This is a genomic window from Paraburkholderia sp. CNPSo 3076 (genome assembly GCF_026343935.1).
GTDB classification, from domain to species: Bacteria; Pseudomonadota; Gammaproteobacteria; order Burkholderiales; family Burkholderiaceae; genus Paraburkholderia; species Paraburkholderia nodosa.
The window spans coordinates 187769-199601 of sequence record NZ_JAPMAL010000011.1; the positions used below are offsets into that span (position 1 = coordinate 187769).

9 protein-coding genes are annotated in these 11833 nt (G+C 64.0%); 4 read left to right on the forward strand and 5 right to left on the reverse strand.

Annotated elements, in window-relative coordinates; translation table 11 throughout:
- The first annotated feature begins 3 nt into the window (after nt 1–3).
- Nucleotides 4–657, forward strand: coding sequence for an ABC transporter permease (locus M3A49_RS15040; RefSeq protein WP_028202324.1), 654 nt, complete (start codon nt 4–6; stop codon nt 655–657).
- A complete protein-coding gene (locus M3A49_RS15045; protein ID WP_266229331.1) occupies nt 654–1823 on the forward strand; it encodes a betaine/proline/choline family ABC transporter ATP-binding protein in 1170 nt (389 codons plus the stop codon). Before M3A49_RS15040 ends, M3A49_RS15045 begins: the two co-directional genes overlap by 4 nt.
- A gap of 13 nt (nt 1824–1836) precedes the next feature.
- On the opposite strand, the gene M3A49_RS15050 is transcribed toward M3A49_RS15045, so the two are convergent.
- A complete protein-coding gene (locus M3A49_RS15050; protein WP_266229355.1) occupies nt 1837–3861 on the reverse strand; it encodes a TonB-dependent receptor in 2025 nt (674 codons plus the stop codon).
- A gap of 432 nt (nt 3862–4293) precedes the next feature.
- On the opposite strand from M3A49_RS15050, the gene M3A49_RS15055 reads away from it, so the two are divergent.
- Together M3A49_RS15055 and M3A49_RS15060 are read left to right on the forward strand one after the other, a co-directional pair.
- Nucleotides 4294–4701: a DUF6632 domain-containing protein gene (locus M3A49_RS15055; RefSeq protein WP_266229332.1), complete on the forward strand. Its 408-nt coding sequence runs from the start codon at nt 4294–4296 to the stop codon at nt 4699–4701.
- Nucleotides 4702–4853: 152 nt separating this feature from the next.
- Nucleotides 4854–5939: a methyl-accepting chemotaxis protein gene (locus M3A49_RS15060; protein WP_266229333.1), complete on the forward strand. Its 1086-nt coding sequence runs from the start codon at nt 4854–4856 to the stop codon at nt 5937–5939.
- 422 nt (nt 5940–6361) lie between these two features.
- Here M3A49_RS15060 and M3A49_RS15065 read toward each other — a convergent pair whose 3' ends face one another.
- The 4 genes from M3A49_RS15065 to M3A49_RS15080 form a co-directional block, all read right to left on the reverse strand.
- Entirely contained in the window at nt 6362–8473 is a 2112-nt protein-coding gene (locus M3A49_RS15065; protein ID WP_266229334.1) for a kelch repeat-containing protein, read from the reverse strand.
- 280 nt (nt 8474–8753) lie between these two features.
- Nucleotides 8754–10418, reverse strand: coding sequence for a Na+/H+ antiporter (locus M3A49_RS15070; protein WP_266229335.1), 1665 nt, complete (start codon nt 10416–10418; stop codon nt 8754–8756).
- A gap of 45 nt (nt 10419–10463) precedes the next feature.
- Nucleotides 10464–10859, reverse strand: coding sequence for a potassium channel family protein (locus tag M3A49_RS15075; RefSeq protein ID WP_266229336.1), 396 nt, complete (start codon nt 10857–10859; stop codon nt 10464–10466).
- Between the two features lie 89 nt (nt 10860–10948).
- Entirely contained in the window at nt 10949–11629 is a 681-nt protein-coding gene (locus M3A49_RS15080) for a VIT1/CCC1 transporter family protein (protein WP_266229337.1), read from the reverse strand.
- Nucleotides 11630–11833 lie beyond the last annotated feature (204 nt).

Below are 11833 nucleotides of genomic sequence, written 5' to 3' on the forward strand. Positions count from 1 at the left end.
CATATGAACGTATTCGACTATCTCGCTTCGAGCTGGCCCGAACTGCTGCAGCTCACGCTCCAGCATCTCTACCTCGTGGGCATCGCCGTGGGCTGCGCGATCATCGCGGGCGTGCCGCTCGGCGTGCTCATCAGCCGCCACGACTGGCTCGCGGCGCCGCTGCTGGGCGTTGCGACCATCATCCTCACGCTGCCCTCCATCGCGCTGTTCGGCCTGATGATTCCGGTGTTCTCGCGCTTCGGCCAGGGCATTGGCGCGGTGCCCGCCATCACGGCCGTGTTTCTCTATTCGCTGCTGCCCATCATGCGCAACACCTACCTCGCGCTGCGCAACGTGGACGCGGGCATCAAGGAAGCCGGCACCGGCATCGGCATGACGTCGTGGCAGCGGCTGCGTCTCGTCGACTTGCCGCTGGCCGTGCCCGTGATTCTCGCGGGCGTGCGCACGGCGGTCGTGATGAACATCGGCGTGATGACCATTGCCGCCGTGATCGGCGCGGGCGGCCTCGGCACGCTGATCATTCGCGCCATTGGCCAGAGCAGCATGATGAAGCTGCTCGTGGGCGCCGTGCTCGTGAGCGTGCTCGCGATCGCCGCCGACCTGTTGTTGCAGATGCTGCAGCGCGCATTGACACCGAAAGGAGTACAGAAGACATGATCGAACTCGACCAACTGACGAAGACCTTCACGCAGAAAGACGGCCAGACCGTGCGCGCCGTCGACTCGGTGAGCCTTTCGGTGGCCGAAGGCGAGATCTGCGTGTTCCTCGGCCCGTCGGGCTGCGGCAAGACCACCACGCTCAAGATGATCAACCGGCTGATCGAGCCGACCTCGGGCCGCGTGCTCATCAACGGCGAGGACACCACGGGCCTGAACGAAGTGGATCTGCGCCGCCGCATCGGTTATGTGATCCAGCAGATCGGCCTGTTTCCGAACATGACGATCGCGGAGAACATCACGGTCGTGCCGCGCCTGCTCGGCTGGGACAAGAAGCGCTGCGCGGAGCGCGCGGCGGAACTGATGTCGATGGTCGCGCTCGACCCGAAGCTGTATTTGAAGCGTTATCCGCGCGAGCTTTCGGGCGGCCAGCAGCAACGTATCGGCGTGATTCGCGCGCTGGCCGCCGACCCGCCCGTACTGCTCATGGACGAGCCGTTCGGCGCGGTCGATCCGATCAATCGCGAAGCCATCCAGAACGAGTTCTTCCAGATGCAGCGGCAACTGAAGAAGACCGTCATCATGGTGAGCCACGATATCGACGAGGCGATCAAGCTGGGCGACCGCATCGCGGTGTTCCGGCGCGGCAGGCTCGTGCAGTACGACCATCCCGATACGCTGCTTGCGCGCCCGCATGACGACTTCGTCGCGCAGTTCGTGGGCCAGGACAGCACGCTCAAGCGCCTGTTGCTCGTAAAGGCCGGTGACGCCGCCACGCAGCCCGAAACGGCGCGCGCCGAAACGCCGCTCTCGCACGCGTTCGCCGCGATGGACGAAAGCGATTCGCGCTACCTCACCGTGCTCGACGAAGTCCAGCATGCGCTCGGTTTCGTGGCGCGCCGCGCCGCGCGTGGGGCCGAAGGCGTGTGCGGCGATCGCATCACGCCCTTCCCGGCCACCGTTTCCGTCGACGACAACCTGCGCATCGTGCTCTCGAAGATGTACCAGTTCCGCGCCTCGTGGATGCCGGTGCTCGACGCCGAGGGCGCCTATGTGGGCGAGATCACGCAGGATTCGATCGCCGACTATCTGAGCTCGGGCCGCTCGCGGCAGCAGACCGGACAGCCGCCGAGCGCGGCGGTGCGGCCGGCCGCTGCGACCGCGTGAGCGGCATGACGCGCTAGAACGTGGTGCGCAATCCGACCATGACACTGCGCCCGCCCTCGGGCGCGATGTCGCGCACCACGGAACTGGCATAGCGCACGTCCTGATTCGTGAGATTGTCGCCGCGCACATAAGCGAGCCAGTTCGTTGCGCCCACATGGAATTTGTAGGTGAGCGCCAACGCAAGCGTGGTGTAGCCTGCGGTCGGCAAATCGTCTTCAGGCACGCGGTTTTGCGCCCATGCGTGCACGAGTTCGGCGTGCGCGCCGAACGGGCCGTAGCCGTAATCGGCGTTCAGCGTCGCGCGCAACGGCGCAATGCGCGGCAGCGGCGCGCCCGTATCCACGTTGCGCGCGTACGTGTAGTCGGCGGCCAAGCCGATATCGAGCCGATGCGCGCCGCGCTCCAGCACGCGCCAGCGCCCTTCCAGTTCCACCCCATAGAATTCCGCGGGCACGCCGCGATAAACGGCCTCGTTGAGGGCATCCGCGGCGCCGGCGGGCACGGGCGTGTCGTCGTCGTCCACGAGGCGGCCGGTGTTGTACTCGGTGAGGTAATTGCGAAAGCGGCTGTAGAACACGCCCGCGCTCGCCTTGTTGGGGCCGCTCGCGTAGCGCAACGAAAGATCCGCGGAAACGGCCTTTTCCTTCTGTGCGTCGGGGTTGCCGATCAAATACTGGCCGGTCGCGTCGTGCGGGCCGTTTGCGTAAAGCTCGTAGTAAGTCGGCGCGCGCTCGGTGTACGCCACGCTGCCCACCACAGACCATACGGGCGTGAGCTTGTAGAGCGCGCCCGCCGAGAGACTGCCCGCGTTGAAGTCGCGCGCCTGCACGCCCGCGAACTTCGTGCCGTCTTCGCCCGCCACCGGATCGAGCTTCACATGCTCGAGGCGCGCGCCCAGACTCAGTTTCAGCGTCGGCGTCACATTCCACTCCTCCAGACCGAACAGCGCGACATTGGTGGTTTGCGTGGTCGGCACGAGCGCCTCGTCGCCTAGCGCCGAGAAGGTGTTCTGGCTCACCTGCACGCCGAAGGCGCCCTCCAGCGGCCCAATTTTCTCGTGGCGCGCCTCCAGGCGCGCTTCGTAGCCGTGGTTACGGAACGTCGTGCTCGTTTTGCCGTTGTCGATCTCGCGATGTTCGTAGTCCGTATAACCGAAATCGAACTTGAGCTGGCTGATCGGCCCCTGCAGGTTGCGCACTTCGGACGCGAGCGCCACATGGTCCTGATGCATGCGCAGGCGCACGTCGTCTTCGGCCACGGAGCCGTAGTTCGCGTCGAAGCCGTTGTACGAGATGCCCGCGTAGCCGTCGGCCCAGGTGTACGAAGAGCCGACCGCGCCGCCGTGCCAGCGACCGTCGCTGTTCGGGATGCTGCCATAGGGCTCTTCGGCATCGGGACCGTCCAGCGCGCGTTGCTGCGCCGAGTGCGCGTAGCCGGGAATGCGCTGGTTGCTCGTGTCGCGGGCGAAGGCGTCCACGTGGAACGCGAAGCCGCCGTTGCCGCCCTCCACCTGTGCCGCGCCGGCGCGCGCGTCGTTCGCGCCGCCGTAGCTCGCATCCACCGCGCCGCTGACGCCCGAAATCGGCTCGCGCGGAATGCGGTTATCGATCGTGTTGACCACGCCGCCAATCGCATTGCCGCCGTACAGCAGCGCGGCCGGCCCGCGCACGATCTCGACGCGCTCAATCGAGAGCGGATCCTGCGGCACCGCGTGGTCGTACGAGAGCGACGAGGCGTCGAACGCGGCCACGCCGTTCTGCAGCAGACGGATGCGGTCGCCGTCCATGCCGCGAATGATCGGACGCCCGACCATGGGGCCGTAGGTCGTCGTCGAAACACCCGGCAGGCCGTTGAGCGTTTCGCCCAGCGAGTTGGCGCGACGCAGGACGAGCGCGTCACCGTAGAGCGCGGTGGAGGGCGCCGTGAGAGCGGTGTTGCCGAGCGGGTTCGCGGTGACGAACACCGGCGCGAGCGTCGCGACGCCCGTCGTTGCGACGCCCTGCCGGGTGTCGCCAGCCGCGGCGTCGGCCGCGTTCATTGCCGGTGATTGGGCATGAGCCAGCGCACCGCAGAGCGCGAGTGGCAAGGGGGCGAGCGGCAGGACGCGCGCGAAGCGCAGCCCCGCCAGCAACGCGGACAAGGACGTAAAAGGGATGGTCGCCACGATGGTTTCTTGTTTGCGTCGTTGGAGTGATGCGCGGCGAACGTCCGGGCCCAGGGTGGACGCACGCGGCACAGGGTTGTGGCTGCAGCTCGACGCGAATGTTACGTTATAACATTACTAATTGGAAATGGAATTTTACGGATTGCTTTCAGTTCGCCGCCACCACGCACGAGCGAAGTTTCGCCAAACATCACTCATCGCGCCGGCAAGTTGCGCGAATTAGCGCGTTAATCGCAAAGGACTTGCGCGAGAAACCGCGTGCGCGCATATTCCCCACACTATCAAACGGATATAACGGGGTGCGCCATGGACGACTCGGCCCGGCTCAAAAGCCTCTCCATCGCCCTATACGCGGTCGGCGCAATCGCCACCTTCGCGATCTACCCGCTGATGGTGCTCTGGCCGTCCGGCTGGACCTGGCACTCGAGCCACTCTGACTACCCGCTGATGATCGTCGGCATCTACGCCACGCTGGGCGTGTTCCTCATGCGCGCCGCGCGCCGTCCGCTCGAGCATTTGAGCCTGATCCGGTTCACGGTGTGGTCGAGCGTCGTGCACGGCGCAATCATGACGGTCCAGTCGCTGGCGTCGCCCGGTCATCTCGGCCATCTGCTCGGCGACGTACCCGCCCTCTTTATCGTCGCCGCCGTGCTGGCCGTTCTCACGCCGCGTCGTGCGAACGTCCGTGCTCCGGCCACAGTTACCGGCGCCTGATCAACGAAATTCTGTAGTTTCTTAAAAATCTCAGGGTTGCCCCCTAAATCCCGGCTGCCAGCTGTCGATATGTAAGGTGACGCCCGTCGGCGGCAGCCCGCAGAGATGGGCCGCCCCGCTTGCGTTGCCCCTGGTCAAAACGGTACAGACGCATGACACTCACCATTCGAGCGCGCATCGCCCTCACGTTCGCGCTTCTCGCCCTCCTGCTCACGGTTTCCGGCGTTCTCGGCTTCATCAGCACCGAAAAGGCCAATAGCGCCAACCGCGACACCTATCGCAACAAGCTCGCCGAATCCACGGCCATCGACAACGCGGAAATCTATATCGCGCGCACACGCCTCGTGCTCGACCGCGTGGCACTGCATCCCGACGCGCCCTCGGTGCCCGACCAGCTGCAGCGCGCCGTCGGCTTCTTCAAGAATTCCGACGAGTGGTGGACGAAGTTCACGCAGATGCCGCACGAGAGCGACGAGTTGCCGCTCATCGCGGCGACCACCGAGCGGCGCACCGCCATGCGCAACGCGGTATCGGACTTCACGAAGGCGCTCGAATCGGGCGACAAGGCCAGCGCCGACAACATCGCGATGACGCAGCTCTCCGACCTCTACAGCGCCATGAGCGCCGCGAACAACGAGGTCAAGAAGCACCTCTACCACAACGCGAAGATGCGTTATGAGGAGGCCGAAGCAAATTTCCATCTGTTCTCGGGCGTGAGCGCCGCCATGGTCGCGCTCGGCCTGCTCGGCGCGGGCCTCGGCTGGGTGATGCTGCGCCGCGCGATCATGGAGCCGCTCAATTACGCGCTCAAGCGCCTCGATGAAATCTCCTCGGGCAATCTGAGCCGGGCCGTGCGCGCGCAGCGCCGCGACGAAATGGGCCCGCTGCTGGAAAAGATCGAAAAGACCCGCAAGGAACTGGGTTCAGTCACGGGCGCGGTGCGCTCGGGCAGCGAATCGGTTTCGGTGGCCACGCGCCAGATCGCAGCGGGCATGATCGACCTCTCGGCGCGCACCGAGGAACAGGCCGCGTCGCTCCAGGAAACGGCCGCGAGCATGAACGAGCTGACGTCGGCGGTAAAGCAGAACACCGACAACGCCCGCCAGGGCAGCACGCTCGCGCAAACGGCGGCCAACGTGGCGTCGCGCGGGAGCGATGTCGTGCAGGACGTGGTGAGCACAATGAGCGAGATCGAAGGCGCGGACAACGTGATCCCCTTCAGGACCGCCGCTGCCTGAAGAACGCCAGACTGAAGCCCGCGCAGCCCCGGTATCGAATCGGGCGCACAGCGCCCACTGCCCTACCTCCTTGGTGCGTCGGATTCCACACCGGACTTCGGATTTTCCATGCATATTGGGCAAAACCCGATCACCCGCTTACGAGGCGTTCGTGGACAAGTTGGACGCGCTGCTTGCGGCATACGTTGCGCAACCGGGCGACGAGGCACGCGCAAGCCTGATTAGGACATACCGCAGCTTTGTGCGCCGCCTGGTGTTGCCCCACCAGTACCAAGTATGAGAGGTGTAAAAATTTGGACTTGATTGGACAGACGGTGTCAGTTCGCGTCCGGCTCAGTTCGGCCATGAAGGGACGCCCGACGTGCAGCATCGAACGTCTGCAGATCTGGCTTCAGGAGCCATTCGGATTCCGGATCTTCGTGTCAATGGAACAGCTCGGCTGACGACAGGTAGCCAGGGCCGAGTCCTCCCACGGCGAGTACCCGGCCGTCGGGCAGCAGTGTGGCCGTATGCCGGCTGCGCGGCTGGATCAGACTGCCAGTCGGCGACCAGGAACCCGTGGCCTCGTCGTACAGTTCGTCGGAAGCCAGGTTGCTCAGGTTGATCCCGCCCGCGGCGAGCACGCGGCCGTCAGGCAGGAGCGTGACGGTATGGTAGTAACGCGGTTGATTCAGGCTGCCGGTCGGCGACCAGGTACCCGTGGATGGATCAAACAGTTCGGCGGAGGACAGCGCGGCGGTTCCACCGTATCCCCCTGATACCAGTACCTTGCCGTCGGGCAGCAGCGTGGCGGCGAAGATGCTGCGCCCCTGACTCATGCTGCCGGTCGGCGACCAGGTCCGCGTGGCCGGATCATACAGTTCAGCCGAGGCAAGCCGGCTTGCGCTGCCAAAGCTTGCGCTGCCGACGCCCCCCGCCACCAGCACCCGGCCGTCGGGCAGCAGTGTGGCAGTATGGTAGTAACGCGCCTCACTCATGCTGCCGGTCGGCGACCAGGTCCGCGTGGCCGGATCGTACAGTTCAGCTGTGGACAGCGCGGCGTTGGTCGCGCCCTGACCGCCTGCCACGAGCACCGTGCCGTTGGTCAGCAGCGTGGCGGTTTGGATGTCACGCGCCTGATTCAGGCCGCCAGTGGGCGACCAGGTCCGTGCGACCGGATCGTACAGTTCGGCCGAGGACAGCGGGGCACCGGTCGTGTTCTCGCCCCCCGCCGCGAGCACCATGCCGTTGGTCAGCAGCGTGGCGGTTTGGCTGTCACGCGCCTGATTCAGGCTGCCGGTCGGCGACCAGGTATCCGCAGCCGGAGCGTACAGTTCGGCCGAGGCCAGCCGGCCTTTGTTGTACCCCCCCACGGCGAGCACCGTACCGTCGGCTAACAGCGTGGCGGTGTGCAGGTATCGCCCCTGGTTCATGGCATCGGCTGGGAGCCACGCGCCGATCGTGGCGTTGTCCACATCAATGACGATGTGCGCTGTGACGCTGCCCGCGCTGTTACTGCCGGTAACGGTGAAGGTCGTCGGCGCCTGCACCGCGGTCGGTGTGCCGCTGATCGCCCCGGTCAACGCATCGATGCTCAACCCGGCAGGCAGCGTTGGTGACACGGTGAACTGGGTAATTTCGCCACCGGAATACTGGGGCTCGTTGATCACGATAGGCCGGCCGATGATATACACCGGCACCGGGTCCACATACGTGAGCCCTGCCGGCGGCACGACCTGCGCCTGCACCTCGATACTGAGCTGGGCCTGGATGCTGTCCACGCTGTTGCTGCCGGTGACGATGTAGACCGCTGGCGCGGTTACTGCCGTCGGCGTGCCGGAAATGATCCCGGTCTGCGGGTCTAGCGTAAGGCCCGCGGGCAGCGCCGGCGACACGCTGTACTGCGTGATTTCACCGCCCGTGGTGATCGGCGTGTTGGGCGTGATCGGTGCATTGGTCACATAGATGACCGAACTATCCAGGTAGCCCAGGTTTTCCGGCGCGATGGCGGTAGCCTTGACCTCAACCTGCAGCCGGGTGGTCGTGCTGCCCGTCCCGTTGGTGCCCGTGATCGTATATTCCGTGGCATTGCTGACAGCGGTGGGCGTTCCGGTAATCACGCCGGTCTGTGGATTCAGGTTCAGCCCCGTGGGCAGCGCAGGTGACACGTCGAATTGCGCGATTGCCCCACCACTCTCGCTGGGCATTTCGGGAATTATTTCGGTACCCACCGGGTACACCACCGAGCCGTCATGTTCGGCCAGCCCCGCAGGCTGCGCCGGTCCGACGCTGTTGTCGCCACCGCCATGGCACGCGGCCACCAGCATGGCCAGCAGCAGCAGGCCTGTCAGACGACGCTCTATCCGCATGACCATGCCCTCCGCCCATTTTCTTTTCAGGATAGATTGTCCAGCCGTAAATATCAGTCGGATGCGATGCCAGCGCTTATCGCGTTCCCGCACTCCGCATCGCTGATGCCGATTTGCCGTAGGCCGCACACCGGTCTTGATTTCGCCATAGGTCGGAAAGCGAAATGAGCCATCGGATTGGTTCAAGAGCCGCTCCAATTATCGGAGCGCATAACTATGCGACGGAGACTCGCCGGACTTCTTAATCCTGAAACCGGCCAATGGTGGAAAGGGTTTGCAAAGCGGACGGATATCTCACGATGCTGTAGGTCTGTTGTGGGTCGGGTCGGGTCATGCCTTTTGCATGAAACGCGCGGCCCGGACGATCGTCACGCTCGGCCGTGGGACGCTGGTCGGCCATGAAGCGACCGTCGTCGTGTGTTTCCCGCCGACCGAAGTGCGCTCGAAAGCTGACCGTCGTGATCCGTCAGTTAGCAGCCTGTTCACGGGTGGTCAGCGCCGTTTCCGAATAGTCTACCTCCCGCATCAGCTTGCTCAACGTCTCGTCATTGATCTCGTTGGCGTTGCGCAGCGCCAGCAGCGCAGCGCGCTCTGCGCGCATTGCCGCAAGGCTGAACTGAATTTCCAGCGCTTCCACCCTGCGCACTTCGTCAGCGGAATTCCTGTCGTGGGTGAACCTGGCGAGTCGCCGGCGGTATAGATCCATCACGCGTGCAGCCGCATCCGCAGCGAAGGCGGTTGCGGACTCGCCATTATCCCCGGTGACGGTTCGATGAAGGTCGTCGACGGCGCGGATTGCGGCTTGCGCAGCGACCTTGCGCGCGTGGACTTCCTCATCTGCATGGGCATCGTGCCCGTGGCGCGTCCCATATAGCAACTGCGGCAGTGCGAAGACGGCAACAAGCAACGACGTCAGGATCACCCCTGAAGCGATAAAGATCACCAGGTCACGCCCCGGCAACGGCTCTCCGCTGGATAACGCAACGGGTATCGACAATACGCCTGCGAGCGTCAGCGCACCACGCACCCCAGCGACCGTCATGATCGCCACGGTACGTAGCCCCGGCACGGCGTTGCTCACGCCGTGCCGGGCCGCTCCGAGGCTTGCAAACCACCGCAGCAGCCAGACCCACACGAAGCGCATCGCATAGAGCGCGAGCGTGACCGCTGCGACGTAGCCGATCAGCCGCCACACGTCACCGTTACCCGTCTCGTGAGCGTCAAGGAGCGCACGGCCGATGATGTGCGGGAACTGCAATCCCAGCAGGATAAACACCATTCCGTTGAAGACGAATTCGACCATTGCCCACGTACTGTTCGCCCTCACGCGTGCCGATACCGAACCGGCGCTGGTGACAGTCACGTAATTCATCATCATGCCGGCAGCAACCGCCGCGAGAATGCCGGAACAATGGAAATGTTCGGCGAACAGGTAGGCGGCGAACGGAATCAGCAACGTCAAGACAACGCCGGGCGCTGGATCGCCTTCGTGCGTCACGCTGCGCAACCGCCGTATCACGAAGCTGAACAGCCAGCTCACCGCGGCGCCCATCGCAAGGCCGCCTGCGGCGATGATCACGAAGCTGATAGAAGCCTCCCGCAGCGAGAACATGCCGGTCAGCGCGGCCGCAATCGCGAACTTGAGCGCAACGAGACCCGAGGCGTCATTCATCAGCGCTTCGCCCTCGAGAATATGCATCAGCTGCGCTGGAATGCGATTCTTGCCGGCAATGCCCGCCAGCGCTACGGCGTCTGTCGGCGACAGCACCGCTGCGAGCGCAAACGCGATGGGAAGCGAAACGGTGGGCACGAGCGCATGCACGAAGTAGCCGACCACGAGCACCGTCATGAACACGAGACCGAATGCGAGCAGCAGGATCGAACGGCGCCGCATGAAGAACTCGCGTTTCGGAGTGCGCCATCCGTCCGCGAAGAGTAACGGCGGGATGAAGAGTAGCAGAAACAGTTGGGGGTCGAAGGTGACGTACAGACCGAACTTTGGCCACGCAAGCACTGCACCGATTGCGATCTGGACGAGCGGCAACGGCAACAGGCCACGCAGAAGCCGCACGACGACGCCCGATACGGCGACCGCGAGCAGCAGGATCAAAACGGTGAAGACGATTTCCATCAGGGCCGTCAACCGTGAGAATTCGAACCGGGTCTTACTATTTGCTCAGCGCGACAACTGACCTAGCGATGTGCCTGCGTTTTGTATCGCCTCACCGACACCGCGAACCGCTGCGGCAGCAACAGTACTTACGAGCAGTATGCCCAGCACCCCGAGCGACACTGAGACAATATGGCCAACGCTTGTGGTGGGCACGATGTCGCTTTGACCGATCGTGATCGCCCTCATCGCGCAAAGGTAGAGCGCTTCCCCAAAGGAGCATGGCAATCCGCTTGCAGAGTCGACCTGGCCGCCGAAGTTATACATGACGACAGAAAGCAGGAGGTAAAGCACAAACAGAAATGCGATCGGGCCACGTAGCTGCCAAAGTGCCCTGGAAAATTCGGCCACGACCTGGTGAGGCTTCAGCGTAGCGTGCGCGGAATTGTCGGCGTCCTTCATGACGCTAAACCTCCCACAATATTTTGGGTCGCCCTGCCGGGAATCCACTCGCGCCTGGAAAGCGGGCCGGCCGGGTGTAGAAGGGTCGGTTAGCCGCCCAGCTTGATGATCGCCATCGTAAGTAGAATGCCAAGCGCAATCATTGCGATACCTGCCTTCATTGCCCCTGCACCGGTGTAGCGCCCCAGCGCAAAGCCGGCGACGAAAAGCATCACGAGTGTGAGCACGCGCGAGGCGACGAGTGCCGTTGTCACATCCCTGAAGACGAGAAACGGCACCGCGACCGGGAAGGTTCCCAGAACAACTAGCAGAAAGATACCCAGCGCGCCGACGAAGTCACCACTCACAAAATTCGCCCGAGGTGGCAGCGTCAATGCCGCCGCGAGGCGCGCGCGGATCCGCTCGAGGTCGGCATCTTCGACGAGCGGCGCCAGCTTCTCAGGCAATGCATCGCGCAACACCCGTACGGCGACAGCCTGGTCCTGTTCGCGCTTGACGGTCTGCGCGAGTTTCAGGCGCTGCCCTCGATCAGCGAGCGTACGTACGAGATACATCACGGCGTCCGCCAGGCCCCACGCGAGATTGCATCCGAGTGCCGCGAAGAACATCTTGTACCCTTCATCTTCGCCTGCGGTGACCGCCTTGACGGCGCCGACGAACGTCAGGGCCATGAACAGACCAAAACATATTTCACAGACACGGTCGACGGTATTGAGAATCGGTGCGCGTCGTTCGGGTTCGGCGTGTCCGGCCGGCATGATAGTGCTCATATGGCCTCGATCATGGTAGACAACGAGACGTTGCGATAGCTGCCAACATGGAGTGCTGGTACGAGCAGTATATGAAAGAGACGACAGTTCGATATCCTTGTTTGATACACCGGGAACAGAGAGACCAGCGCAAGAGGCCTGAGGCCAGCCGGACCGTCCATCACAGGCCGGATTGGGTGTTCGCTTGCAGGCCATGCACAAATG